Genomic DNA, 26078 nt, shown 5'->3' with positions numbered 1-26078 from the left:
TATAATGACAGGAAAACAGAAACGGTATTTACGCTCATTAGCTGCAACTATGCCAGCTGTTGTGCAAATTGGTAAAAATGGTCTTGAGGATAGCGTGATTGATAGTGCACGAGCAGCACTGATGGCACGTGAATTAATCAAGGTTAAATTGCTTAATAATAGCCCAGAAGATAAAGCGATATTTCAAGAATTAGCAGATATGCTTGGTGCCGAGTTAGTACAAGTTATTGGATTCAATGGTGTTCTTTATAAAGCTAAAAAAGAACCAAAAATTATATTACCGAAATAATAGTTATAACCTTTTTCCCTTATAGGAGATGATTGTATGAGAGATGCCATTAAGAATGCTAAACGCATTGTTGTAAAAGTGGGGAGCAGTACATTATGTTACCCAAATGGTCATTTAAATTTAGAACGGATAGAACATTTAGTCCGTCAATTATCAGATCTTGCCAACCAAGGGAAAGAGGTTATTCTTGTTTCCTCGGGGGCTACGGGTGCAGGCCTTGCGCCGTTAGGCTTTAAAGAAAAACCAAGAGATCTTGTGTTACGTCAAGCATCAGCAGCGGTAGGACAAGGTGTACTCATTCATATGTATGAACGCATGTTTCGAGAGTACGGTAGAACGGTTGCTCAAATATTATTGACGAAGGAGGATAGCACTTCTCGTCATAGCTATTTGAACCTACGAAATACATTACATGCGTTATTACAATTACATGTCATTCCAATCATTAATGAAAATGATGTAGTAGCTATTGAAGAATACAAAATAGGCGATAATGATACATTATCGGCTACTGTAGCAGGGATTGTAGAAGCCGATGTGCTTATTATTTTATCTGATATTGATGGTTTATATACGGCTAATCCAGCTACGGATTCTACAGCTACTTTAATCCACGAAGTTTCTGTAATTACAGATGAAACTTATGAAATCGCTGGTGGTGCAGGTTCTAGTATGGGTACTGGTGGAATGTATACAAAAATTAAGGCTGCCCATATGGCGACTAATTCAGGTATACATATGATTATTGCCAGTGGTGAATCGGATAATTCTTTACGTAAAGTATGTAAAGGTGAGAATATAGGTACATTATTTGTCGCTAATGATCAAGGTGTTTCTCAAAAGCATCATTGGGTAGCTTATGGGAAACGCTTAAGTGGAAGCATTACTATAGATGAAGGATGTACGAAAGCCGTATTAAATCATGGAGCTAGTATTTTACCAGCTGGTATTATTGAAGTGGATGGGTCTTTTGAACCTGGTGATACAGTATCAATTATTGCTAAGGGAAAAGAAATCGCTAGAGGATTAGTGAATTATAGTTCTACAGATTTACTTAAGATTAGAGGTCACAATACGCAAGATATAGCTCGTGTATTAGAAATTGATACAACATATGATGAGGTTGTTCACAGAAATAATCTAGTAATTATTCATTGATGAGGTACAGTATGAATTCATATGAAAGTATATTTAAAGAAATGGGTGAATCTGCACGAGCAGCATCTATTGTTTTACAGCAATTACCAGAGAAACGCATCAATGAGGTATTATGTGCTATAGCCGATGCGTTAGTTCAACACAGTGAACAAATTTTAACAGCCAATCACATGGATATGGAGTCGGCTCGAGGCGTGGTACCTGATACGATGTTGGATAGATTACTACTATCTAAAGAGCGCATTAATCAAATGGCAGAAGGTATTCGTCAAGTTAGTCTATTACCATCACCGGTAGGAACCATACTTGAAACTATTAATAGGCCTAACGGACTTCACATTGAAAAGCGTGCCGTACCATTTGGTGTTATAGGTATCATTTTTGAAGCGCGTCCAAATGTAACTGTTGATGCTGGCGCCTTATGCTTTAAAACCGCTAATGCCACTATTCTGCGCGGTGGTAAGGAAGCATACCGTACAAATCGCGTCATCGTATCCATTATGCAAGATGTATTAGAAGCCAATGATTTACCAAGAGCAGCTATCCAGTTAGTAGAAGTATTAGATCGTGAAGCTGTAAGTGTATTGCTACAACAACGCCGTTATATAGATGTAGTGATTCCACGTGGCGGTGCAGGATTAATACAACGGGTTGTACGTGATAGTATGATACCCGTTATAGAGACGGGAAGCGGTGTCTGTCATACCTATGTTGATGCTGAAGCTAATATTGACATGGCTGTTGATATTGCTGTGAATGCAAAGGTACAACGTCCATCTGTATGTAATTCTATGGAGACCCTATTGGTTCATAAATCTATTGCTCCCAAATTTCTGTTGGCATTAGACTCTAAATTAGAGCTCCATCATGTAATGATTCACGGTACACCAGATGTATTACAGATTGTCAAGGGGATTGCTGTTGATGAGCACTCATTTAGTACAGAATATAATGATCTTGATTTAAATGTGGCTATTGTATCATCTGTGGATGAGGCTATTTCACATATTAATCAATATACGACACATCATTCTGAAGCGATTGTAACAGATAATATGAAAACCGCTCAGCATTTTATGAATCTTATCGATTGTTCTACTGTATATCATAATGCGTCTACACGTTTCACAGATGGTTTTGAATTTGGATTTGGTGCTGAAATTGGCATTAGTACACAAAAACTCCATGCTCGTGGACCAATGGGATTACAAGCATTAACATCCTATAAATATTTTGTATTTGGTACAGGACAAATTCGTTCGTGATGCGTTTATATTATTTGATACGAGCCTATTATCGTTATATTAAGACCCCAAAAGGTCGTTATGAGTGGGTATCGTATGTAAAAGCATTAGCATTATTTATCTTGATTTGTATTATAGTCATAAAGGGTGTGACTTATATATGGTAGAGAAACGGCGGATTGGTATTATAGGCGGAACTTTTAACCCTATCCACTTAGGACATCTAATGATTGCAGAAGTAGCAAGGGAAAGCTTTCAATTAGAAAAGGTTATATTTGTTCCTGCCAGAATACCTCCTCATAAACATAATGATGTTATTGATGCTAAGCATCGTTATGCCATGACGTCTGCGGCGGTAGCAGATAACCCGTATTTTGAAATATCCGATGTGGAAATGCGTCGTGAAGGGCCTTCCTATACAATTGATACTATTCATCATTTCAAAAAAATATATGGAGATTCTGTTTCTTTTTACTTTATTGCTGGTACAGATACAATACGAGATTTACCTAATTGGAAATTTATTGATGAATTATTAGAGCATTGTCATTTTATTGGTGCTATGAGGCCTGATGGATCTCAGGTTGTTGATACAACTTTAGATTTATTAGGTCCCAAAGCTAAGGATAGAATCCATTTAATGAATGTACCAGAAATGAAATTATCTGCTACTTATTTACGGGACCGACTGCGACATGGTTTGACGGTCAGATATATGTTACCAAAATGTGTAGTTCAATATATTGAAAAATATGATATTTATCGGAAGGAATAATTAAAGGTGGATATACAACAAATTGAAACCGACTTGTCTAATAAATTAAGTAAAAAGCGTTTTATACACACCTTAGGTGTTGTAGAGTCAGCGATTTATTTAGCTAAAAAATATGGGGCTAATGTAGAAGACGCTCGGTTAGCAGCGATGTTACATGACTGTGCTAAAGAATTACCATTATTAGAAATGCAAGATTTAGTTGCAGATTTGGCCTGTGATGTTGATATGTTACATAGCGGTGCTTTATTACATGGTTTAGCAGGTATGGTGTTAGCGAATACTCATTATGGTATTACTAATCGACAAGTATTAGAAGCAATACGTGTTCATACAACTGGAAAAGTGGGCATGTCAAAATTGGATAAAGTTATATTTTTAGCTGATTATATTGAGCCTAATCGTAATTTTCCTGGCGTAAACGATATTCGTGCAGCTGCAGAACAGTCTCTTGATGCCGGAGTATTGTGTGGATTTGATATGACCATTCGACATTTAATAGATAGTAATGATACTATTTATCCTCTTACTATTATTAGCCGTAATGATCTTATACAGCATATGAAAAAAGGAGGTGCCTAGAATGGATGAACGTGAAAAAGCGCGAGCTCGTCGTCGTAGAAGACGTCGAGAACGTCAGATGAAAAAAAATAAGCTCCAATGGGGCCGTCTAATCATCGCATTCGTGTTAGCACTTACTGTTATTTGTGGCATCGGTTGGGGTATGTATAGTGGAATCAGTTATGTATATCATCGAGTAACACAAACTGATACTGCAAGTGAGATTGAAGAATCCAGTGAACCTAAGCATACTGATACGGTTAATGTAGAACAGAAAGCATTGGACAAGCCAGTATATGTATTAATTGTAGGGCGAGATAAAAATAATCCGAGTCAAGCTGACTCATTATTCCTCATGTCTATTAATATGAATACTAATACGATGGATATAATTGGTATTCCTAGCAATAGTAAAATTGAAAGTAGAGACCAAAAATCTGCATCTATGTTAAATCAAATGTATGCAGAAGGTAATATTGAACTAACGAAAGCCGTTGTAGAGGATATATTCCATATCAGCATACCTTATTATGTTGTCGTTGATGAGGCAGCTTTCAAAAAAACAAGTGATGTTTTAGGCAGTCAACAGTTTTACGTAGAAAAGAATATGGAACATGTTGATGCTGAAACTGGTAGTAAAGATATAGATTTACGCAGAGGCTATCAAAATTTAGATAGTGATAATGCATTAGCATATTTACGCTACACAGACGAAAATAATGATAATTTTGGACGTGTTCAACGACAAGAACGGTTCTTGAAATTATGGGTTGATCGGGAACAAGATACTTGGTTTATTACAAAAGCTTGGCATATATGGCGTTTATGGAGTCATTATGAAAGTAATATATCTACATGGGATGCTATTAAATTAATGCGTTCTATCGGTCAAATGGATAAAGACCATATTCATTTTTATATTTTGCCTGGTGAAAAAGAAAAAATTAATGACGTCGTGTATTGGCATGTAAATCCAACTGAAGCTCAGCGCTTAGTGGGAATTACAATGGGGACATTGGCACCAGAAGATTTAAGTCAATTTGTTTCTACACCTGAAACTAAAAAAGCACCTGTTGCAGTAGAATCAGAACAAAGCACACGTGTAAAACCATCAGAACCAGGTTCAGAACCAGAGAAGAAAGAATAATAGGAGATACAATGAAACAAAAAGAAGAAATTAAACAACATGTTTTAGCGCTTGCACAAGCGGCTTATGATAAGAAAGGTCATGATATTGAAATACTTGATTTGGAAGGTGTTTCTATGTTAGGCGATTATTTTATGATTGTAAGCGCCAATAATATTAAACAATCTCAAAGCATTGCAGATGAAATTGAGGATATAGCAGCAGAACAAGGTATGACGGTCCTCCATCGTGAAGGATATCGCGAAGGTGAATGGGTATTATTGGACTTTGGCGATATTATTTGTCACGTGTTTGGTAACGATGAAATTCGTGAATTTTATGGACTAGAAGCCTTATGGAACGATGCTGGACGTGTTCCTTTTGAAGGAGAATAATCTATGGCTAGCGAATTATTGGAAAATACCATTGCTACACTGCGTGTTCTACGCACTAGTGATCATGGCGCTTTCCTTGACGGTCAAACGGGAAATACAAATGATGATATCTTGCTACATAAGGATCAACAAACTTCGCCAGTTGCTATCGGTGATGATGTAGAGGTATTTCTATATCGTGACCCTAAGGGCCGTTTGACAGCCTCCATGCGATTGCCTGCTATGAAGGTCGGTCAAATTGGTTATGTTGAGGTTATTAATGTAACCAATTTTGGTTGTTTCGTTGAGGTTGGTACTGAACGGGGGATTTTTATGCCTCACGCTGAAATGCGTGGCAGACCTCAAGTAGGGGAAAAGGTATGGGTAAAATTATATACCGATAAATCTGGTCGTATGGCCGTTTCTATGGACGTTGATGATGAGATGAGACGCGCCTCTAAAGCTGCTACCGATGCTGTTGTAGGACAACAAGTAAGTGGTGCTATTTACAATTTGACTAGTGATGGAGCCTTTTTTATTACCCCTGAGCGATGGATTGCTTTTTTGCATCGTTCAGAAATGACACGCAAATTAAATGTTGGAGAAATGGTAGAGGCTCGTGTTACGTTCAAACGTGAAGATGGTCGTATTAATGTGTCTATGCGTCCAATTAAAGAAAAAGCGTTAATCTCTGATGGCCAGATTATTATGGAATACCTATTACAACGAGGCGGTAAAATGCCTTATAGTGATGAATCATCAGCCATGTTGATTAAGGATAAATTTAACATCAGCAAGGCTGCATTTAAACGAGCTATAGGTCATTTAATGAAATCCCGACTTGTAGTACAAGAAGATGGTTGGACATTGTTGACAGAAACTGGTAAACAATGGACCCCAAATTCACAAGAGGACTAAGCTATGAAAATTATTGTAGTAGGTGCTGGTAAGGTCGGTTATTCCTTATGTGAAAGACTGGTGCAAGATGATCATGACGTATATCTTATAGACCGTTCACAGGAGCGTATCCATAATCTTGAAAATACATTGGATGTTAGTTTAGTATGCGGTAATGGTAGTGACATTCAGTTATTGAATGAAATTGACTTATCTGATGTGGGGATGTTTATCTCAGTTACCGATTCAGATGAAGTTAATATGTTATCTTGTGCGGTAGCTAAAATAGCAGGTGTTCCATCTACTGTAGCACGTGTGAGGGATACAAATATCGTTGATCATATGGACGATCATATGAAAGAACGATTAGGTGTTGATTTATTCATTAATCCAGAAATGGTTACGGCGCAAGAATTACTTCATATTATTGAAACACCATCCGCTTTGGACGTAGAAGAATTTGGTCAAGGCGCTGTACGTTTAATGGAATTTAAAATTAATAGTACATTCCCGCTCGTAAATAAACCTTTAAAAGAGTTGACTTTTCCAGAAGGTGTGTTATTGGTTGGCATTTTACGATTAGGTGAAATGATTATACCTCATGGTGAAAGCATACTATTACCTAATGACAGTGTTTTCTTTTTAGGTTTAAAAGATGGTATTAATGAAGTAGAACAAGAATGGTTTTCTAATCATGCAACCTTCCATAAACGGGCTGTTATTGTAGGCGCTGGTTTATTAGGTCGTAATCTAGCTATCTTATTGGAAAAAGCAGGATTTACTGTTAAGGTTATTGAGAAGGATATTGAGCGTTGTGAAGCCTTGGCTGCACAAGTGGATAAAACCATTGTCATCAATGGGGATGGTACGGATTTTGATTTATTAGAAGCCGAAGAAGTAGCCGATAATGATGTTATTATCGTTTTAACAGATGATGATAAATTAAATCTTTTAGTTGCTTTAGTAGGGAAACATATGGGCATACCTAAAACCGTTGTTCGTGTGGGACGTCCTGAATATATTATGCTCATGGAACAAGTCGGTATAGATATTGTATTTTCACCACGTCTAATGACTGCAGGACAAATATTACGATTTGTTCGAAGTGGAGAAGGCGTTGTCTCCATATCTACTTTTGAAGGTGGCAAGGCTGAATCTATAGAGATTCTTATTACAGAACAATCTCCCGTAGCAGGTAAACAACTAAAAGATATTCGGCTACCTGGTAAAGCCTTAGTTGGTGTTATACTCCGCGGTGATGAAGCGATTGTTCCACGGGGGAATACAGAGCTGTTAGTGGGGGATCATATTGTACTATTCTCATTGCCTGAATCTGTTACTAAATTATTGAATTATTTAACGTAGGGGTTATATGCGTATACAGATTGTCATGTCCTTGGTAGGCAAATTACTCTATATTTTTGGAGCTTTTCTTGTTATACCATTTATATATAGTATTCTATTTGAAACTGCATATTGGTCCTTTTGTATTACAGCTATATTATCCATACTGCTCGGTGGTCTACTAGTACTTGGTGGAAATAAGAGTAAAACCTTTAGCTTGAGAGATGGCTTTTTAGTGGTTAGCTCAACATGGATTTTAACAATGTTATTGGGGGCGTTTCCCTTTATAATATCTGGTGTATTAGTTAACCCGATGGACGCGCTGTTTGAATCTATGTCAGGTATTACCGCTACTGGTGCTACAGTTATTTCTGATGTTGATAGCATACCTAAGTCTTTCATACTGTGGCGTGGATTAATGCATTGGATTGGCGGTATGGGAATCATTGTGTTGATTCTATCATTCTTACGTAATCTTGGTGCTGATGCTGCGCATTTTTTCAATGCTGAGGCATCTGTGCCAAAACCAGGTGTAGTGTTACCACGGATTCAATCTATAGCATCGAAATTATGGACATTGTACGTAATATTTACAATCATCTGTTTTATCATGCTTTGTTTAGGTGGTATAGATCCTTTTGATGCATTGAATTATGCATTTTCTATTATTGCTACTGGTGGATTGACACCAACTACTGCAGGTACTTTTTTATATAGTCAAAATACATATATATGTGTTGTATTTATACTGTTTATGGTCATTGCAGGTGGAAATTTTGCCGTATATTATAATGTAATTCAAAAAGGATTCTCAGCGTTATTCTCTGATTTTGAAACGCGTATGTATTGGCTTGTATTAGTTATTGGTATTCTTATCACCTTTATATCCTTATATTTTCAATCTAATTCTATGGATATAGGACAAGTTTTTCAAGATGCAGCCTTTACCTTAGTATCAATACAAACGGGCAGTGGTTTTGCTGTATCTGATTACGATTTATGGCCTGCTGCGGCTCAAATGATGTTATTTATAGCCAGTTTTTTTGGAGGGTGTAGTGGATCTACGACCGGTGGCGTTAAGATTATTCGTCTCATTATATTAATTAAGAGTAGTATCATTTATTTGAGAAAAGCCATACATCCAGATATGGTTCAAGTTGTACGAATCAATGGAAAGCCATTACCAGATAAATGGGTGCATATGACGCAACAATTTATATTTCTATATTTAATGATTTATGTTATATCCGTATTTCTTATGACATGTTTTGGTTTATCTACAGGTGATGCACTCCAAATAGTCACCGCATTCCAAAGTAATGTAGGTTTAGCCTTTGGTGGTTATGGACCAACTGATTCTTTTGCATTATTGCCATTAGGTGCAAAAGGTGTGGCTATTGTAGATATGCTATTAGGTCGTTTGGAATTATTTACGATTCTAGTCATGCTTCATCCACAATTCTGGGAAGGGTATTTTATTAAAAAAGATACTACAAAACGATATAGAATTTTATAGAAGTTTATATTGTATACTGCATTAGTTATGGGGGAGGGATTGTATAATGGAAATAATAAAACGCCCATTAGGCTTGTATAAGGCAAATTGTTATGTATTAAAAAAAGACAATCAATCTCTCATAATTGACCCTGGATTTCATAGTAAACATATAATTGAGATGGTAGGAGATTCTAAACCAATTGCGGTTTTATTAACACATGGTCATTGTGACCATGTGTCGGCTCTTGATGATATTTGTGGACATTATAATATACCTGCATATCTACATGATGGAGATCATGAATTATTGCAATTGATTCGTCGTCGACCAAGTGTATACAAGAAAAAAATGTTCACTCAATGTATTCCTTTGCAAGAAGGTATACTAAATATCGGACCATTTCATATACGGGTGTATCATACACCGGGTCATAGTGCGGGTTCAGTATGTTTTGAAATAGAAGGTCATCTATTTACAGGTGACACTATTTTTAAACAAAATGTGGGGAATAGTGATAACTATAATGGCAATGCTGAAGCTTTACGTAAAAGCTTATGTAAAATAATGGAGTTAGATGATGCATTATTAGTAGAACCTGGACATAGGGAGAGCACTATTTTGGGAGATGAAAAAAACTTCATCAAGAATTTACACATATAGTGTTGACAAAAACTCTGATAACAGATATACTAAGCAAGTACTTTGGATACGGCCCCGTGGTGTAGCGGTTAACATGTCGCCCTGTCACGGCGAAGATCGTCAGTTCAAATCTGATCGGGGTCGCCATTCATGCCTCGGTAGCTCAGTCGGTAGAGCAACGGACTGAAAATCCGTGTGTCGACAGTTCGATTCTGTCCTGAGGCACCATGTACATGCGGGAATAGCTCAGCGGTAGAGCACCGCCTTGCCAAGGCGGGGGTCGCGAGTTCGAATCTCGTTTCCCGCTCCACTAATTTTATATGGCGGCATAGCCAAGCGGTAAGGCAGAGGTCTGCAAAACCTTTATTCCCCAGTTCGATTCTGGGTGCCGCCTCCACAAAATCGTTACCCATGCCGGGGTGGCGGAACAGGCAGACGCAACGGACTTAAAATCCGTCGGTTAGAAATAACCGTACCGGTTCGATTCCGGTCCTCGGCACCATTAGACTAACTTCGGTTAGTCTTTTTTTGTATATAATTTTAACTGTATTTACGAGTGGGTATATAACGTGAGTAAACCGAATCTGTTGATTAGTGAATGTCTTTGTGGTGTTTGTTGCCGTTATGATGGTAACCATAACAAAATAGACTGTTTGGAAGAACTTAAGAGCCTCTATAATCTTATACCAGTATGTCCTGAGGTACTGGGTGGACTTTTAACACCAAGACCCCCAGCGGAGCGGATAGGTGATCGAGTCCAAACGAGAAATAGTATAGATGTTACAGAACAATTTAAACGGGGTGCAGAATTAGCTTTAGCAATTGCTATAGATAAAAATTGTTTGTGTGCTTTACTAAAGGCTAAGAGTCCAAGCTGTGGATATGGTGAAATATATGATGGTACATTTACTAGAACCCTCGTAAATGGGGTTGGTGTTACGTCTGAGCTTTTATTACAACATAATATACAAATCTATACAGAAAAGAATGTACAGGACCTTATAAAGTACAATAGCGACGATTGATATGTATCAATCGTCGCTATTGTTGTATTAGTGTATGTTATTGACCTGCATTAACTGGGTCATTTGTTAATGGCTGTTCACCTAATAGTGTTGTTAAATTGTGTAAATTAAATCGATAAGCACTATTACTAAAGTCTCTTGTTTTATCGTAACGACTGTTTGGTGCATGCATGAGACCAACTAATGTATCGTATAATAAATCATTTGTGAAATATTGATGTTCATGACTATCGAGTGCTGATACCGTTTGAGGATATGCTGCACGATATTGAGGCGATAAGTACATCCAGAATGGAATGTGAGTCATCACAAAATCAAAGGTGTCTGGATTGTGGGACTTGTCAACGCTTTCACCATGATCAGAGAAGTAAACCATAGCTTGAAGATTTAAATTATCTTTACCATAGGTGTAGATTTGTTGTAACAACCAATCTGTATAGAGCTGACTATTAGCATAAGCCTCGATACCTTCAGGATTGGGACCTTTTTTCCATTTACTGAATTCATGCGGATAGCGGTCATTATAATAAATATGACTGCCCATAATATGAATTACGATAAAATTATTTTTACTTGGATCAGCTGTTTTTAACAATGGCAATAATGCTTCATCATATAAATCAGAGAAGCCATAGGATTCGTGAGCCCACTTTGTAGTATCCGCCGTTTTAGCCATCAAAGAAATAGCTGTATCGTATTCGCCAAATACGCCTTGGTTACTGAACCACGATGTGGTGTAACCTGCTTTTTTAGCTACATCCAAAATATTAGCAGAATCTAAGAATGGTCGGTCGTTATACTGATTGCGCTCTGAAAGGGCACGTTCTAATGTTGGTACTGTTTGTACGTAGGAAGAGTACGCATGATTAAAGAAGATAAAATCTTTATTGTGATCGCGCATATCCTCTTGCCAAGGTGTGTCATCGTATTGGAATTTTGGATTATAGACCTTCATATAATCACGGGAACTGGATTCGCCGATAACGAGAATGATAGTTCCAGGCGTTTTAGTAGGTGTCGTATCCTTTGTATCCAAATTGAATGAATCAAATACAAGATGGTGATTATCGTTGTATTGTTGCATTTCTTTAACATAATTACCAGCAGCCGTCCAATTGGCTACGATGCATGTTTGAGGAAATAAGAAGAATGGTACATATACGATAAATGCTACCATGGATGCGATGAGTACACCTAATCGCAAAGGACGTGTTGTATTAAAATCGACAACTCGTTTCATACCTAGGTTGCACCAATATAGAAAGAGTGTCCATAAAATAAGGCCTATGACGATAGCGATAAGGCCAGGAATACCAGCAGCATTTTTTAAGAATCCAAAGGCTTCTTCAGGATTTGTCATGTATACAGCCAATAGGCTTGCTGGTGTTAAACAGTGCCAGGTGGTTATATAATAACCAATTTGTAATAATGGAATAAGACTAAGGAACGAAGAGAATAAAGCTAGTATAGCTGATGTTAATTTCTGTAGACGTCCCGTTTGGGTTACCAAATATTGGATACCTGAAAGCCCCATAAATAGAAGTAAGCCGAATAGAAAATCATTGGCAAACTCATAGAAATATAGAGGTTTTACATAAGACCAATGAAATAATAATGGAAATGTGAGTCCCCATAGTAAGCCTACTAAACCATATCCTAAGAACGCACGATGAAATACGGTACAACTCATAAAGTATTGGAATAAAAACATACCAACCATGGTCGGTACCGCAAGGATTGTAATATCCTCAACATCTAGACCTAATGTAACTGGTTCATAAATAAAAAATAGTGCAATGTAGAGCACTATGCCTATAATGCCAAAACGCAAAATAGGATTTTGAATCAATGATTTCATTGATGACAACATAATGTATCCTTTCTAAAGGAGATTACAACAAATATATAATTTTCTTTACATTATAAGATAACAAAGAATACTAAAAAATACAATTATATATGGTGAACGTAGAAGAAATTTTCGATTTACGATATAATTATATAGTTATGAAATAGTATCGTTAAGGAATGGGGATTCATGGGGGACTATAATTATAAATTGGATGTATTCGAGGGACCTCTCGATTTACTTTTACATTTAATTGAAAAACATAAAATTGAAATCACGGATATCCCAATCGTTGAAATCACAAGTCAGTATTTAGAATACCTAGATAATTGGAATCATTTTGATATCCATTATAGTAGTGAATTCCTTGTAATGGCATCTACATTATTACAAATTAAGTCCCGTATGCTATTACCTAAGGTTGAACCGGAACCAGATGAAAGCGAAGATCCACGAGATGAATTAGTGGCTAAGTTAGTAGAGTTTAAAAAGATAAAAGATTTTACTCAGCTATTAATGGAAAAAGCATCGGTTGAGTCGAATGTGTTTAGTCGCCCTGAGGAAACGAGTGTATTAGGTTTAGATAGTTATTATAATTTAGAACTATCTAAATTATATGATATATTCTATTCTGTATTACATAAGACCGTTGAATCTGAAGATGAACAACAGGTTCGTCAAGTAACTGTTGAGAAAGATGCATATCGCTTAGAGGATATGATCGTATCCTTAGCGAGTCGTGCAAGGCGTGGTGAACGATTGGCGTTTCGTGAGCTACTTGTTGCTATAGAATCTAAAAGTGGTATGGTAACTATATTCATGGCTGTGCTAGAACTTTTAAAACAACAAGAATTAGTCATGTTTTACGAAAATGATGATATTATTTTTACCGCACCTATCATTGGTGAACGGGATGTACAAGTAGAGGAGGAGTAGCATGGGCATATCAGATTTAGAAGCGGTATTGTTTTCTGCGGCTAAACCTATTTCTATTGATGTCATTCAAGATATATTTAAGCTTTCAAAACAAGATAGCTTGACATTGATAGATCACTTAGCATCTGATTTAGAATCCCATAAACGCGGTATCCGCGTGCGAATCTCTGCTGCTGGTGTGGAACTGGTAAGTGCACCAGAATCGGCTATGTATATTGGTCATATACGTAAAAAAGAGGATAAATTATCTAATGCAGCTATGGAAACACTAGCGGTTATTGCATATAAACAACCAATTACAAAAGCTGAAATAGAAGAGATGCGCGGTGTTAATAGCGACAAGGTAATTAAACAATTATTGTCTCGCTCATTAATTGCTGAGTTGGGCCATAAGGATACGGTAGGTCGCCCTATTCTGTATGGCACAACTGATGAATTTCTGCGAAGTACAGGTGTTACTTCAATTGATGATTTGCACAAAGAGCTAGATACTGCAGAGTCTGATATGTCAGGTGTATCAATAGACAGTGTGAAAGACGAAAGCTTAATAGAATCTCCTAATGAGGATGGAACAGAGAACATATAGAAAAGGATATAATATGGAACGATTACAAAAATTTATCGCCAGCTGTGGTGTAGCTTCTCGTCGTAAGGCAGAAGAATTAATTGTGTCTGGTAAGGTACGTGTCAATGGACGTAAAGTGACGGAACTGGGTGTTAAGGTTGATCCTATGAAAGATAAGGTCATGGTTGATGGACAATTATTAGCCGTGGAAAAACCTGTGTATTATTTAATGAATAAACCGAAGGGTGTTATTACATCTGTTACAGACCCACAAGGACGGGAAACTGTAATGGATTATATTAAAAATGAAAAACGCCGTATCTATCCAATTGGACGACTTGATTTACATACGGAAGGTTTATTGCTTTTAACAAATGATGGAGAACTAGCGCAGAATCTTACACATCCATCTAAAGGCGTTGAAAAGACATATGAAGTTCGTATTAAGGGGCGTGTAAATGATACAGATTTACAGGTTATCGCCGATGGTGTGCCTCTTGAAGATGGTGTGACAGCACCTGCTACACTTGTAGATTTAGGATTTGATGACCACAATGGGGTTCACGAAGTAGAAATTACTATTCATGAAGGTCGTAATCGACAAGTACGTCGTATGTTTGAACATTTTGGTTACCGAATTCATAATTTAAAACGTATTGCTTATGGTGGATTAACATTAAGTGGTGTTAAGCGCGGTGGTGTTCGTCAATTGACACAACGTGAAGTAAGTGCACTTAAAGCGCTAGGAGCTTCTAAATGAAGCGCGTCGTAGTAATCGGAGGTGGTGCAGCAGGGCTAATGGCTGCTGTCATTGCTGGTCGAGAAGGGGCAAAGGTAACGCTTCTCGAAAAAATGAATTATGTTGGTAAAAAGATGGGCATTACCGGAAAAGGACGCTGCAATATTACGAATGCTTGTGATATGTCTGATTTTATTAAAAATACACCGGGCAATGGTAAGTTTTTATATGGTGCTTACGAGCGCTTTACCAATGAAGATTTGTTGCAGTTATTACACGATGCTGGTTTAGAAACCAAGGTAGAGCGAGGCGGCCGCGTATTTCCAGCTTCAGATTCCGCGCTGGATGTGCGAAATACCTTTATGAAGCTTATGAAACACTATGGTGTAGATGTTCATCTTGAGGAACCAGTTAAGAAACTTTTGACTGATGATGGTGTTGTCACCGGTGTTGTGACAGACAAAGAAACCTATCACGCTGATGCTGTGGTTATTGCTACGGGAGGTAAATCATATCCTGCTACCGGTTCTACTGGTGATGGATATATTTTAGCGGCTCAAGTAGGCCATAAGATTACCGATATCCGTCCATCTTTAGTACCGATTGTAACGGAAGAGCCATGGGTAAAAGATTTAATGGGGCTTAGCCTACGGAATATTGAATTGTCTGTAGTTGCTAAGAATAAGGTTCAAGCCAAGATGTTTGGGGAAATGATGTTTACCCATTTTGGCATTACCGGTCCTATCGTTTTATCTCTTAGTCATACGGTGGGAAAATTGATGCGCAAAAAAAATATCGGCACTATAGGTTTAGATATCAATTTAAAACCCGCATTATCTCCAGAGACATTAGATAAACGATTACAAAAAGATTTTGATCTCTATTCTAAGAAACAATTAATTAATGGGATGAAAGATTTGTTACCAAGTCGATTAATACCATTAATTATTGAATTGGCCGGTATTGATCCACAAAAACCGATTAATCAGATTTCAAAGGAAGAACGACAACAAATCGGTTATATGTTGCAACATATGCCTCTTACCGTGAAAGGATTACGTCCAGTAGAAGAGGCAATTGTTACTGCTGGTGGCATTTCTTTAAAAGAATTTAATCCTAAAACTATGGAATCTAAGTTGGTTAAAGGTTTATATGGTGTAGGTGAAGTATTGGATATTGATGCTTTTACAGGTGGATATAATCTACAGGCTGCCTTTTCTACAGGATATGTAGCAGCTATGCATATAACTCACCCTGAAGCGTTTTAATAGAGACATTTTACGTTGTATGATTGAATAGTATATTTTATATAATTTGTGAAAGTGATACAGGGACTTATGAATACACATAAAATTGCCGTTGCGGTTGACGGCCCAGCAGGCGCTGGAAAATCATCTATTTCTAAAATAGTGGCAAAAAAACTGGGGTATCTTTATATCGATACAGGTGCTATGTACCGTTCTGTTACATGGGCTGTATTGCATAATCATATTGATGTAAATAATCAAAAGGCAGTGGAAGCATTATTACCAGAATTAGAGCTTACTATGGAGGCCAGTGATGATTCATGTAAGGTTTTTATTTCTGGTCAAGATGTGACTGATTTTATCAGAACGCCACAAGTGAACAATGCTGTATCTATAGTGGCTTCATATAAAGGTGTGCGTCAATATTTGGTTGAACGACAACGACTTATGGCAGAAGCTGGTGGCGTTATATTGGATGGACGTGATGTCGGTTCCGTTGTATTACCTAATGCGGAATTAAAAATATATCTAACCGCTTCTGTAGAGGCTCGTGCTATGCGCCGTTACTTAGAAGTGAAGGGGACAGTTAACGAACAAACTTTAGAGGATATTAAAGACAGTGTTATGCAACGTGATGATATGGATAAGAATCGAAAGGAATCTCCATTGATTCAGGTAGAGGATGCTGTATTGGTCGATTCTAGCGAAATGACATTTGATGAAACTGTAGAACATATATTACATCTAGTACAGGAGCGAATCTAAATGAACAAATTTTCTACATGGCTTTGGCGAACTGCCTTTTGGTTACGCTATAAAGTCGGCTATGGATTAAAGGTTTATGGTCGCGATAATTTCCCTATGGAAGGTCCGGTTATTGTGGTGCCAAATCATTTAAGTAATAACGATCCACCTATTTGCGGCTATGCATTGCCTAGGCACGTACACTTTATGGCAAAACAGGAATTATTTGTAAATCCAATTTCAAGATTTTTTTGTACATGGCTTGGTGCATTCCCTTTAAACCGTGGAGCTATAGATAAAATAGCAATTCGTCATGCTTTAGGACTATTAAAGAATAATAAAGTATTAGGAATTTTTGCAGAAGGTAATCGTCAAAAGAATGGAAAATTAGGACGCTTTCACGATGGGGCCGCATCCATTGCGTTGCGTACAGGAATTGGTATTACCCCAGTTGCCATTATCGGTTCTCATAATATGAAGAGAAACCAAGTTGCTTGCATCATTGGTAAACAGGTACCTGTTAGTAAAGCTAAACCGACACCTGAGGCTATTAAAGAGGTTAATGATCGCGTAAAGGGTGAAATTCAACGCATGATTGATTCCTATCATGAAAATCGCATAGAGGAGACGTTATGGAAATAATTTTAGCTGAAAATCATGGCTTTTGTTATGGCGTAAAACGAGCTGTTGAAATGGCCAATGAAGCTGCTGATAGCGATGGAAAAAGCTATACATTGGGTCCTATCATTCATAACCCACAAGTAGTTGGTCGTTTAGAGAGTAAAGGTGTTAGCCCGATTCAAGAGGTGTCGGATATTGATGAAGGAACGATGATTATTCGGTCTCATGGTGTGGGCCCTGCAATTTACGAAGAAGCAGAAGAGAAAGGCTTAAACATTTTGGATGCCACTTGTCCACATGTGAAAAAAGCTCAACAAGATGCAAAATCGGTTATCGAAGATGGTATGACACTGGTTATATTGGGCGAAAAAAACCATCCTGAGGTTAAAAGTATTAATTTATGGGCGAATAACAAAGGAATAATCATCGAAGATGAAGAATCCGCCAAAAATCTACAAGTTGTTGAAAAAATGGGTGTAGTTGTTCAAACGACCTTTTCACAATTCAAATTTAACAGTATAATAGAGATATTAGAGAAAAAATCTAAGAATCTTAAGATTTTCAAAACGATATGCAATGCAACTCAGGAGCGTCAGAATTCTGCCGTTGAATTAGCTCGTAACGTAGATCTTATGATTGTGATAGGTGGTAAGAACAGCGGCAATACGAATCGATTGGCAGAGGTTTGTCGAGACGTTGGATGTACAACATATCACATTGAAACTTCTACTGAATTACAACTGGAATGGTTTAACCGAGTACAGACGGTAGGAGTAACAGCAGGAGCATCGACTCCCGACTGGATTATTAAGGAGGTCATTGAGACAATGAAAGATTTTGCAGAATTATTAGCAGCAGAAGGTCAAGAAGAATTTAAGAAAGGAAACGTTGTAGAAGGTCAAGTAGTACAAGTTGAAGATGAACGCGCATGGGTATCTTTTGGCTACAAAACTGAAGCAATTTTGAATAGAACTGAAATTTCTTATCCAGCACCAAACTCTGCCAAAGATGTGTTGAAAAATGGTGATGAAATTAAAGCAGTTATCATGAACCACATCAAAGAAGATAATCCTATTTATCTTTCCATGACTCGTTTGGCTAAAGATGAAGATTGGCAATATGTTATCGAAGCTCAAGAAAAAGACGAACCTATCGTATGTAAAGGTATCGATGCTATCCCAGCTGGCTTGGTGGTAACAGTAAAATCCCTTCGTGGTTTCATTCCATTGTCCCAAGGTGATGTGCATTTCGTAAAATCTTTGGACAACTTGGTTGGTACTGAATTCGAAGCAAAAGTTCTTGAAATCGACGAAAAGAAAAACCGTTTGGTTCTTTCTCGCCGTGCAGTACTTGAAGTGGAACGTCAAGCAAAATTAGCTGAAGCATTGAAAAATATCAACGTTGGTGAAAACTATAAAGGTATCGTTCGTAAAATCATGCCTTATGGTGCATTCGTAGATATCGGTGGTATTGAAGGTTTACTTCATATTTCCGACATTTCTTGGCAAAAAATTAAAAAAGTGGAAGATGTTCTTTCCGTTGGCCAAGAAATCGAAGTTAAATTGCAATCCTTCGATCCTGAAAGCAACAAATTATCCTTGTCCTTAAAAGCTTTAACTAAGAGCCCATGGGATGTTGCTGAAGAAACTTTACACGTTGGTGATGTAATCACTGGTAAAGTTGTTCGTTTGGTAGCTTACGGTGCATTTGTAGCTGTTAACGATGATATTCAAGGTTTACTTCACATTTCTCAAATTACAAAACAACGTAATGCGAAAGTTGAAGATTACTTGAACCGTGGTCAAGAAGTTGAAGTTAAAATCATTTCTCTTAACAAAGATGAAAAGAAATTGGGCTTGGCTTTGACTGAGTTGATGGAAGCAAAAGAAACAGAAGAAGACGCTGAATAATTCAGAATCTTTTAATGAGGCTAATCAAGGTTTTCCTTGATTAGCCTTTTTGCGTACATTCCCTTTAATATGATAAAATGAAGTGATGTATATAGATAATAAAAGAGGTGAAAGTATGGCAAAACCATTAGTGGCCGTAGTTGGTCGTCCAAATGTAGGTAAATCTACATTATTTAATGCCATTGTTAATAAACGAATTTCTATCGTCGAGGATATACCTGGCGTTACACGAGATAGAATTTACTTCGATGCAGAATGGCTTAATCGTGAGTTTACAATGATTGATACAGGTGGTATCGAGTTCGTAACAGAGAATAGTCATGTCATTCCTAAAATGATGCGTTTACAAGCTGAACTCGCTATTGAAGAAGCTGATGTGATCCTCTTTGTGGTTGATGGCAAGCAAGGTATTGTACCGGCTGATGAAGAAGTGGCCAATATTTTACGTACTAGTGGAAAACCAGTAGTCCTTGTAGTGAATAAAATTGACAGTGTAAATCAAGAACCTAATATTTATGAGTTTTATAATTTGGGACTTGGTGATCCAATTGGTATTTCTGCAAAGAATTTAATGAATCTAGGTGATTTATTAGATGATACGGTTAAACATTTCCCACCGGTAAGAACTAATGTAGATGAAGAAGACACTATTCATGTGGCTATCATCGGTAGACCTAATGTAGGTAAATCATCTTTGACCAATGCATTGTTAGGCCAAGATCGCGTTATCGTTTCCGATGTAGCTGGCACTACTCGGGACTCCATTGATACGCACTGGACACATGGGGATCAAAAATTTGTACTTATCGACACAGCAGGGATGAGACGTAAGTCCAAAATCGATGAAGCAGTTGAACGGTACAGTATTGTTCGTTCTCTTCGTTCCGTTGATCGTTCAGATATTGTTGTACTTGTATTAGATGGTGTTGATGGCGTTACAGAGCAAGATAAAAAAATTGCTGGTTATGCTTATGAAGCCGGCAAGGGCGTCATCATTGTAGTTAATAAGTGGGATCTTGTAGAAAAAGATGATAAAACTACATTGAGATATACAGAAGATATTTACGATGAATTAGGGTTCTTGCAATTTGCACCGATTCTATTTGCTTCTGCATTGACAAAACAACGTATTCATCGTTTAGCAGATATGCTTAAATTCGTATCAGAACAACAATATCGTCGTGTTTCTACTGGTACATTGAATCAATTATTACAAGATGCTCAAACTGTAAATCCGGTTCCATCTCGTAATGGTAGAATTCCAAAAATTTACTATATGACACAAGCCAGTGTTAAACCTCCAACATTTATCCTATTTGTAAATGAACCCGAATTAATTCATTTCTCGTATATGCGTTTCTTGGAAAATCGTTTACGTGAAAGTTTTGGTTTCGAAGGTACTCCAATTCGATTAATTCTTCGCGGGAAAAAACGTGAAGATGAAGAGTAATAATTACAAAGGGTAAGGGTGAAAGTTGTGAATGATTTTATACCTATTATAGGGTATGCGTTATTAGCCTATGTAATCGGTTCGATTCCTAGCGGACTCATCATTGGTAAATTATTTTTTAATACAGATGTCCGCCTATATGGATCAAAAAATATAGGTGCTACGAATACATATCGTGTTATTGGTTTAAAGGCAGCGCTTCCTGTATTTTTCTGTGATGCATTAAAGGGTGCTATTGGGGTATTTTTGTTTTCCCATTTAAATCCCATGTACATGATTCTAGGTGGCATTTTAGCCATGGTTGGACACAATTGGTCCGTATTTCTTGGCTTTAAAGGTGGCCGTGGTGTTGCAACTGGTTTGGGGGTACTCATTGCATTATCTCCAATTGTTGCAGTTATTTGCTTTGCTATTTGGGGCGTCATTGTATATTTCACTAAATTAGTCTCTTTAGGTTCTATTGTAGCTGCTGCGCTTGTTCCTGTATTGATGTATGTAATGGGCGAGTCCTGGTGGTTTGTAGGATTTGGTGCACTAGCTGCATTGTTTGTCATCATACGTCATCGAGAAAATATTTCTCGTTTACTAGCCGGTAAAGAATTAAAAGTAGAACGCGTTAAAAAAGGAGAGTAGTATGAAAGTTTGCATCGTCGGATCTGGTAGTTGGGGAACAGCTCTCGCTATTAAATCTGTAGTGGCCGGAAATAATACAACCTTATATTGCAGACGTTCAGAGTTTAAGGATGAACTTATTAAGTACAGGGAGAATAAGTCATATTTAGCTGGTGTTATATTGCCTGATGAACTCATCATTAGTTCTGATCTACAAACATCTATTGAGCATGCTGATATTGTATTGATTGTTACACCATCCATTCATGTGCGTACAGCTTTACAAAATTTAAAAAAATATGCTCACAAGGATCAAATATATGTGTTGTGCTCTAAAGGTGTTGAACGGGAAAGTGGCAAATTATTGACTACAGTCATGAAGGAGGAATTATCTTCCGTTGGTTGTCATTTAACTGTTTTATCTGGTCCTAATCACGCAGAAGAAATTGGTAGGAATTTACCTGCCGCTGCTGTGGTTGGTACAACTTCTATGGATATAGGAAAAAAGGTACAGCAAGCATTACACAGCAAAGAATTTCGTATATATACTAGTGATGATTATATCGGTGTCGAATTAGCAGGGGCTACAAAAAATGTAATAGCCTTGGCTGCCGGTATCGTTGATGGCTTGTCTCTTGGGGATAATTGTAAGGCTTTATTATTAACTCGTGGTCTACATGAGATGACTCGATTTGGTTTAGCCCTTGGTGCACGAAAAGAAACGTATGCTGGCTTAGCGGGAATGGGTGATTTAATCGCCACTTGTATGAGCCAACATAGTCGGAACCGTGCTGCTGGGCAACAATTAGCGGATGGCAAGACGATGGACTATATTATGAATCATACGAATATGGTTGTAGAAGGTTTTTTTGCAACATCGATTATTCGGGATATGGCCATAAAACATCACGTAGAAATGCCTATAACACAATCACTATATGAGGTTTTATATGAGGAAAAGTCACCTCAATTAGCATTGCAAGAATTGATGGGACGAGATAGCAAAATCGAAGTATCATAATTGTAAAAGATACTTTTATTTTAGGTATTTATATACTATAATTAATGAGTATAATCTAGTGAGGATTGTATGCGAATTATTGGAGGCACTGCAAAGGGCCATACTATAAAAGCTCCGAAGGGGATGGATACACGTCCCACCTTGGATCGTGTTCGTGAAAGTATCTTCAACGTCTTAGCGCATCGTGGTATATATGGTGCCCGTGTATTAGATTTATTTTCTGGTACCGGGGCTGTTGCTATAGAAGCACTAAGTCGTGGAGCCGAGTTAGCGATTGCTGTAGACTTTAGGACAGGGAAGTTAATTCGAGAAAATGCTACACATTGTCTCGTTGATAATCGAATTCAAATTGTACCTAAGAAGCTTTCACAACTAAAACATTTTATAGGTGACCAGCAGTTCGATTATATTTTTTCAGATCCACCATATGAAAATGGCTTTATACAGGAGACTATTGATTTTGTTGTGGCTCATGATGCATTAGCTGATGATGGTGTTTTAGTTTTAGAACATCATAAAGATGAGGCTTTCACCATGCCACCAGAATGGGAATGTATAAAGGAACAAAAATTTGGTTACACCCTTGTTTCATATTTTGTGAAACATAGTGAAAGGAGTTAGACCCTTGCGGATAGGAGTTTGCCCAGGAAGTTTTGACCCCGTTACAAATGGTCATGTTGACATTTTTGAGCGCGGTAGTCGTCTAGTAGACAAGTTGATTATCGCTGTAAGTTCAAATCCTAATAAGAATTCATTGTTTACTATGGAAGAACGTGTTGAGATGATTCGCAATGCGGTTAAGCATATTCCTAATGTAGAAATCGACTGTACAGGTGGATTGCTCATCGATTATGTTAAATCCAAAAACGCAAGTATTATTATTCGTGGACTTAGGGCTCTTAGTGATTTCGAATATGAATTTCAACGTGCTCTATTTGCAAAATACTTGGATGATGATATTGAAACAGTGTTTATTATGACCAATAATAAATATTCTTTTGTAAGCTCAACAGGGATTCGTGAGTTAGCTAAATTTGGTGGTAAGTTAGATGGACTTGTTCCTGACGATGTAAAGATAAAATTAGAAAAACGTTTTAACATCGATGGTAATAAATAATAGGAGTGAATTGTATGAAAACAGAAAAATTACTTGAAGATTTAGAGGTTCTTATTGAATCTAGCAGCCGTATTCCTATGACTACAAAACGCATGGTAGAAGAAGATGAAATTATGCGTATTATCGATGCAATTCAAGAATCTTTACCACTTGAGCTCGATGAATCTCGTCGTATTGTGGCTGAAAAAGATAAAGTTTTGGCTGATGCTCAACGTCAAGCTGAAACATTAATCGATCAAGCCAAAGATTACATTGCTAAATTGACTGCTGAAAGTGAACTTGTTAAGCAAGCACAAGAACAAGCTAATCAAATTATCAATGCTGCAAACCAATCTTCTGAAGAGTTAAAATCTAGCTCTATTCAATATGCTGGTGATGTATTGAAATATGTAGAAAACAATTTAGAAAAAACGTTGGAAAGCCTTCGTCAAAACCGCGAAAGCTTGCAACAAAGTGAACAAAAAACTGATAATCAATAATATATTGTAATCAGTACAGATAATGCTAATGATTGCAGAGAAAGGGGCTGTAACAGAATGCGGTTTTACCGCATTCTAGTTGCAGTCCCTTTAAAATATAAGAAATACCAAGAAATTTAGGTTTGTAAAATCCTATGTTTTCTTGGTATTTTTTGTTTTTAGGCGCACCTAAATAGACCTTTAGGCCTATTTAAAAATTCTTAGTTTAAGCAGTTTCTTTTGCAGTAAATAATGTTGTGTTAACGCGTTCTGCTTGTATTCTGTTATGTAATTTTTCAATATTGAATCCCATAGCCAGTAGATATAACATCTTATGCACTTTTCCACTGCCACGGTGTAAAAATCGTCTAAACCCAAGATCTTGTTTTAATACACCAAATGCGCCTTCAACTTGAATGGAACGGTTAATTCGTAATTGAATGCCTGTATTACTAAGCAGTCTGTCTTGGTTTTCTGCCAATACAGCATCATATGCAGGTGTAATTTCAATTCGTTTTACTGGATTTACTGTTGTTGGTTTCATATACCGTTGGCATTCCTTCTTGTATCCACATCGGTTACAAGATTCGCAGACATATACCTTTCGCTCAGATATAAATCCGGTTTTGTTTTTAGCATTACGAGTTAAAGCATATTTTAATTTACGGCCTTTTGCACATATAAATGCATCTTCTTCTGGTATATATTCCATATTACGAGCCTTACTAATATCTTTAGCCCAAGCTCTAGTTTTTGCCTTTTCATAATATTGTGGTTTTATACAAGATAGGTACTGGTTGTTTTTTAACCAAGTTAAGTTCTCATGGCTATCATATCCAGCATCAGCTACCACATATGTGAATCGGCGACTATGGATCTGTTCTAATTGCTGTACAAATGGAATTAACGTATTCGTATCGTTGGGCTTAGGGAATACACCAACTCCCATAATATATTCAGAATGAACAGCTAATTGTACATTGTAGGCAGGTTTAAGCTGTCCATTACGCATATGGTCTTCCTTCATACGCATAAAGGTAGCATCATGATCTGTTTTAGAATAACTATTGCGTTCACCCATAATATACAACTGCTGTTCGTATTCTTTGCGTTTCTCATATAGAACTTCAGATCGCTCATACAACCGTTGCAATGGTGTTTTATGCTTGCCTTTTCCTTGTACTAATTCCATATGTTGTACTTCAATTTCTTTAGCGAGGAAGGTATATATACATTCATCATTCATACAATGGGTATCTAGCCCTAATTCATTCCAGATGTCTTGCTTTAATATAGCTAATTTAGAGGGTAATGTATCTAGTCTTTTTTGTACTGCTTTTCGCCAGACAAAGGTATACTTGTTGGCATTAGCCTCTAGTTTAGTACCATCAATAAAGACTTCATTGAATGTTAAGGTATCACGTCTGTTAATAGCTTCCATCATCTGTGAAAACAGATTCATTAAGATATCTAGTGTACAACGTGCAAAAAATCGTTGGAATGTCATATGACTTGGGGCTGAATAGCCTTGAAGAAGCCACATATAATTAATATTTTCTTCGCATTGTTGTTGTATCATACGTGTAGAATACACGCCGTTGGACATAGCATAGACAAAAATTTTGAACAGAATATGCGGTGGAACTTTAGATTTTCTCCCTTTAGGAGAATACAAATGCTGTAACTCTTTATAGTCTAATTCCTCCAATACAGCATCGAGTAACCGCACAGGCGCTGTTTCTTTTATCAAAATGCCATAATCCAATGGTAAAACTAGTTGGCGAGGCATTACTAGTTTGGTATAATTAGATTCATTGGTATGGTTTTTGTTCATAATTTAATTATACCAACGAAAAGGGTCCCTCGGGACCCTTTTTGCTT

At 37.2% G+C, this 26078-nt stretch carries 27 protein-coding genes and 5 tRNA genes; 30 read left to right on the top strand and 2 right to left on the bottom strand.

The window, feature by feature from the left end:
* Positions 1-4: 4 nt before the first annotated feature.
* The 17 genes from yhbY to O3598_RS01565 all read left to right on the top strand — a co-directional run bounded on the left by yhbY (position 5) and on the right by O3598_RS01565 (position 10928).
* Complete coding sequence (yhbY, locus tag O3598_RS01645) at positions 5-289, top strand: ribosome assembly RNA-binding protein YhbY (protein ID WP_005381303.1); 285 nt, start codon at positions 5-7, stop codon at positions 287-289.
* Positions 290-325: 36 nt separating this feature from the next.
* Positions 326-1447, top strand: coding sequence for a glutamate 5-kinase (proB, locus tag O3598_RS01640; RefSeq protein ID WP_005378824.1), 1122 nt, complete (start codon positions 326-328; stop codon positions 1445-1447).
* A gap of 11 nt (positions 1448-1458) precedes the next feature.
* Complete coding sequence (locus tag O3598_RS01635) at positions 1459-2712, top strand: glutamate-5-semialdehyde dehydrogenase (protein ID WP_371451492.1); 1254 nt, start codon at positions 1459-1461, stop codon at positions 2710-2712.
* Positions 2713-2851: 139 nt separating this feature from the next.
* Positions 2852-3466, top strand: coding sequence for a nicotinate-nucleotide adenylyltransferase (nadD, locus tag O3598_RS01630; protein ID WP_371451490.1), 615 nt, complete (start codon positions 2852-2854; stop codon positions 3464-3466).
* A 6-nt stretch (positions 3467-3472) separates the two neighbouring features.
* A complete protein-coding gene (gene yqeK / locus O3598_RS01625; protein WP_038123587.1) occupies positions 3473-4045 on the top strand; it encodes a bis(5'-nucleosyl)-tetraphosphatase (symmetrical) YqeK in 573 nt (190 codons plus the stop codon).
* 1 nt (position 4046) lies between these two features.
* Positions 4047-5171: an LCP family protein gene (locus tag O3598_RS01620; protein WP_009661276.1), complete on the top strand. Its 1125-nt coding sequence runs from the start codon at positions 4047-4049 to the stop codon at positions 5169-5171.
* Positions 5172-5182: 11 nt separating this feature from the next.
* Positions 5183-5545: a ribosome silencing factor gene (rsfS, locus tag O3598_RS01615; protein ID WP_005378863.1), complete on the top strand. Its 363-nt coding sequence runs from the start codon at positions 5183-5185 to the stop codon at positions 5543-5545.
* Positions 5546-5548: 3 nt separating this feature from the next.
* A complete protein-coding gene (locus O3598_RS01610; protein WP_205096577.1) occupies positions 5549-6442 on the top strand; it encodes a CvfB family protein in 894 nt (297 codons plus the stop codon).
* Between the two features lie 3 nt (positions 6443-6445).
* On the top strand, positions 6446-7786 hold the full coding sequence (gene trkA / locus O3598_RS01605; protein WP_205096575.1) for a Trk system potassium transporter TrkA: 1341 nt from the start codon (positions 6446-6448) through the stop codon (positions 7784-7786).
* Positions 7787-7793: 7 nt separating this feature from the next.
* Positions 7794-9281 (top strand): TrkH family potassium uptake protein, encoded by a 1488-nt coding sequence (locus tag O3598_RS01600; protein WP_005381312.1) that lies wholly within the window; start codon positions 7794-7796, stop codon positions 9279-9281.
* A gap of 46 nt (positions 9282-9327) precedes the next feature.
* Positions 9328-9924: an MBL fold metallo-hydrolase gene (locus tag O3598_RS01595; RefSeq protein WP_156931187.1), complete on the top strand. Its 597-nt coding sequence runs from the start codon at positions 9328-9330 to the stop codon at positions 9922-9924.
* Between the two features lie 50 nt (positions 9925-9974).
* Positions 9975-10050 (top strand) — tRNA-Asp (locus O3598_RS01590).
* A 5-nt stretch (positions 10051-10055) separates the two neighbouring features.
* Positions 10056-10131, top strand: a tRNA-Phe gene (locus tag O3598_RS01585).
* A gap of 7 nt (positions 10132-10138) precedes the next feature.
* A tRNA-Gly gene (locus tag O3598_RS01580) sits at positions 10139-10213 on the top strand.
* 12 nt (positions 10214-10225) lie between these two features.
* A tRNA-Cys gene (locus tag O3598_RS01575) sits at positions 10226-10300 on the top strand.
* A gap of 16 nt (positions 10301-10316) precedes the next feature.
* Positions 10317-10405, top strand: a tRNA-Leu gene (locus O3598_RS01570).
* Between the two features lie 67 nt (positions 10406-10472).
* Positions 10473-10928 (top strand): 2-thiouracil desulfurase family protein, encoded by a 456-nt coding sequence (locus O3598_RS01565; RefSeq protein WP_156931188.1) that lies wholly within the window; start codon positions 10473-10475, stop codon positions 10926-10928.
* A 37-nt stretch (positions 10929-10965) separates the two neighbouring features.
* Here the strand turns inward: O3598_RS01565 and O3598_RS01560 are convergent, their stop codons facing one another.
* Positions 10966-12798, bottom strand: coding sequence for a phosphoethanolamine transferase (locus O3598_RS01560; RefSeq protein WP_156931189.1), 1833 nt, complete (start codon positions 12796-12798; stop codon positions 10966-10968).
* 168 nt (positions 12799-12966) lie between these two features.
* Here O3598_RS01560 and O3598_RS01555 point away from each other — a divergent pair, with 168 nt between their 5' ends.
* The 13 genes from O3598_RS01555 to O3598_RS01495 all read left to right on the top strand — a co-directional run bounded on the left by O3598_RS01555 (position 12967) and on the right by O3598_RS01495 (position 24218).
* Positions 12967-13713 carry a segregation and condensation protein A gene (locus O3598_RS01555; protein ID WP_016475521.1) on the top strand — a complete coding sequence of 249 codons (747 nt, stop codon included), beginning with the start codon at positions 12967-12969 and terminating at the stop codon, positions 13711-13713.
* A 1-nt stretch (position 13714) separates the two neighbouring features.
* Positions 13715-14299 (top strand): SMC-Scp complex subunit ScpB, encoded by a 585-nt coding sequence (scpB, locus tag O3598_RS01550; RefSeq protein WP_156931190.1) that lies wholly within the window; start codon positions 13715-13717, stop codon positions 14297-14299.
* 13 nt (positions 14300-14312) lie between these two features.
* Positions 14313-15038, top strand: coding sequence for a pseudouridine synthase (locus O3598_RS01545; protein ID WP_156931191.1), 726 nt, complete (start codon positions 14313-14315; stop codon positions 15036-15038).
* Positions 15035-16285 carry a BaiN/RdsA family NAD(P)/FAD-dependent oxidoreductase gene (locus O3598_RS01540; RefSeq protein WP_156931192.1) on the top strand — a complete coding sequence of 417 codons (1251 nt, stop codon included), beginning with the start codon at positions 15035-15037 and terminating at the stop codon, positions 16283-16285. Before O3598_RS01545 ends, O3598_RS01540 begins: the two co-directional genes overlap by 4 nt.
* Before the next feature lie 69 nt (positions 16286-16354).
* A complete protein-coding gene (gene cmk / locus O3598_RS01535) occupies positions 16355-17029 on the top strand; it encodes a (d)CMP kinase (RefSeq protein ID WP_371451486.1) in 675 nt (224 codons plus the stop codon).
* Positions 17030-17650 (top strand): lysophospholipid acyltransferase family protein, encoded by a 621-nt coding sequence (locus tag O3598_RS01530; RefSeq protein ID WP_005378899.1) that lies wholly within the window; start codon positions 17030-17032, stop codon positions 17648-17650.
* On the top strand, positions 17641-19539 hold the full coding sequence (locus O3598_RS01525; protein WP_005378840.1) for a bifunctional 4-hydroxy-3-methylbut-2-enyl diphosphate reductase/30S ribosomal protein S1: 1899 nt from the start codon (positions 17641-17643) through the stop codon (positions 19537-19539). The genes O3598_RS01530 and O3598_RS01525 overlap by 10 nt, the downstream gene beginning before the upstream one ends.
* Positions 19540-19654: 115 nt before the next feature.
* Complete coding sequence (gene der / locus O3598_RS01520) at positions 19655-20989, top strand: ribosome biogenesis GTPase Der (protein ID WP_371451485.1); 1335 nt, start codon at positions 19655-19657, stop codon at positions 20987-20989.
* Positions 20990-21016: 27 nt separating this feature from the next.
* Entirely contained in the window at positions 21017-21622 is a 606-nt protein-coding gene (plsY, locus tag O3598_RS01515) for a glycerol-3-phosphate 1-O-acyltransferase PlsY (protein ID WP_105084331.1), read from the top strand.
* Position 21623: 1 nt separating this feature from the next.
* Positions 21624-22622, top strand: a complete 999-nt coding sequence (locus tag O3598_RS01510; RefSeq protein ID WP_105084295.1) for an NAD(P)H-dependent glycerol-3-phosphate dehydrogenase — start codon at positions 21624-21626, stop codon at positions 22620-22622.
* Positions 22623-22691: 69 nt separating this feature from the next.
* On the top strand, positions 22692-23243 hold the full coding sequence (gene rsmD / locus O3598_RS01505; protein ID WP_371451482.1) for a 16S rRNA (guanine(966)-N(2))-methyltransferase RsmD: 552 nt from the start codon (positions 22692-22694) through the stop codon (positions 23241-23243).
* Between the two features lie 4 nt (positions 23244-23247).
* Positions 23248-23739, top strand: coding sequence for a pantetheine-phosphate adenylyltransferase (gene coaD / locus O3598_RS01500; protein WP_005378904.1), 492 nt, complete (start codon positions 23248-23250; stop codon positions 23737-23739).
* A 14-nt stretch (positions 23740-23753) separates the two neighbouring features.
* Complete coding sequence (locus O3598_RS01495) at positions 23754-24218, top strand: hypothetical protein (RefSeq protein ID WP_005381306.1); 465 nt, start codon at positions 23754-23756, stop codon at positions 24216-24218.
* A gap of 205 nt (positions 24219-24423) precedes the next feature.
* On the opposite strand, the gene O3598_RS01490 is transcribed toward O3598_RS01495, so the two are convergent.
* Positions 24424-26031 (bottom strand): IS1182 family transposase, encoded by a 1608-nt coding sequence (locus O3598_RS01490; protein WP_156931194.1) that lies wholly within the window; start codon positions 26029-26031, stop codon positions 24424-24426.
* Positions 26032-26078 lie beyond the last annotated feature (47 nt).

The organism is Veillonella atypica, assembly GCF_041431435.1.
Classification (GTDB): Bacteria; Bacillota; Negativicutes; order Veillonellales; family Veillonellaceae; genus Veillonella; species Veillonella atypica.
Note: the sequence above shows the minus strand (reverse complement) of the source record. Positions and strands in the feature narration are given on the sequence as shown.

Coding starts and splice junctions, on each gene's coding strand:
- yhbY (WP_005381303.1), top strand. CDS start 5: ATGACAGGAAAACAGAAACGGTATTTACGCTCATTAGCTGCAACTATG.
- proB (WP_005378824.1), top strand. CDS start 326: ATGAGAGATGCCATTAAGAATGCTAAACGCATTGTTGTAAAAGTGGGG.
- O3598_RS01635 (WP_371451492.1), top strand. CDS start 1,459: ATGAATTCATATGAAAGTATATTTAAAGAAATGGGTGAATCTGCACGA.
- nadD (WP_371451490.1), top strand. CDS start 2,852: ATGGTAGAGAAACGGCGGATTGGTATTATAGGCGGAACTTTTAACCCT.
- O3598_RS01620 (WP_009661276.1), top strand. CDS start 4,047: ATGGATGAACGTGAAAAAGCGCGAGCTCGTCGTCGTAGAAGACGTCGA.
- rsfS (WP_005378863.1), top strand. CDS start 5,183: ATGAAACAAAAAGAAGAAATTAAACAACATGTTTTAGCGCTTGCACAA.
- O3598_RS01610 (WP_205096577.1), top strand. CDS start 5,549: ATGGCTAGCGAATTATTGGAAAATACCATTGCTACACTGCGTGTTCTA.
- trkA (WP_205096575.1), top strand. CDS start 6,446: ATGAAAATTATTGTAGTAGGTGCTGGTAAGGTCGGTTATTCCTTATGT.
- O3598_RS01600 (WP_005381312.1), top strand. CDS start 7,794: ATGCGTATACAGATTGTCATGTCCTTGGTAGGCAAATTACTCTATATT.
- O3598_RS01595 (WP_156931187.1), top strand. CDS start 9,328: ATGGAAATAATAAAACGCCCATTAGGCTTGTATAAGGCAAATTGTTAT.
- O3598_RS01560 (WP_156931189.1), bottom strand. CDS start 12,798: ATGTTGTCATCAATGAAATCATTGATTCAAAATCCTATTTTGCGTTTT.
- O3598_RS01555 (WP_016475521.1), top strand. CDS start 12,967: ATGGGGGACTATAATTATAAATTGGATGTATTCGAGGGACCTCTCGAT.
- scpB (WP_156931190.1), top strand. CDS start 13,715: ATGGGCATATCAGATTTAGAAGCGGTATTGTTTTCTGCGGCTAAACCT.
- O3598_RS01545 (WP_156931191.1), top strand. CDS start 14,313: ATGGAACGATTACAAAAATTTATCGCCAGCTGTGGTGTAGCTTCTCGT.
- O3598_RS01540 (WP_156931192.1), top strand. CDS start 15,035: ATGAAGCGCGTCGTAGTAATCGGAGGTGGTGCAGCAGGGCTAATGGCT.
- cmk (WP_371451486.1), top strand. CDS start 16,355: ATGAATACACATAAAATTGCCGTTGCGGTTGACGGCCCAGCAGGCGCT.
- O3598_RS01530 (WP_005378899.1), top strand. CDS start 17,030: ATGAACAAATTTTCTACATGGCTTTGGCGAACTGCCTTTTGGTTACGC.
- O3598_RS01525 (WP_005378840.1), top strand. CDS start 17,641: ATGGAAATAATTTTAGCTGAAAATCATGGCTTTTGTTATGGCGTAAAA.
- der (WP_371451485.1), top strand. CDS start 19,655: ATGGCAAAACCATTAGTGGCCGTAGTTGGTCGTCCAAATGTAGGTAAA.
- O3598_RS01510 (WP_105084295.1), top strand. CDS start 21,624: ATGAAAGTTTGCATCGTCGGATCTGGTAGTTGGGGAACAGCTCTCGCT.
- rsmD (WP_371451482.1), top strand. CDS start 22,692: ATGCGAATTATTGGAGGCACTGCAAAGGGCCATACTATAAAAGCTCCG.
- O3598_RS01495 (WP_005381306.1), top strand. CDS start 23,754: ATGAAAACAGAAAAATTACTTGAAGATTTAGAGGTTCTTATTGAATCT.
- O3598_RS01490 (WP_156931194.1), bottom strand. CDS start 26,031: ATGAACAAAAACCATACCAATGAATCTAATTATACCAAACTAGTAATG.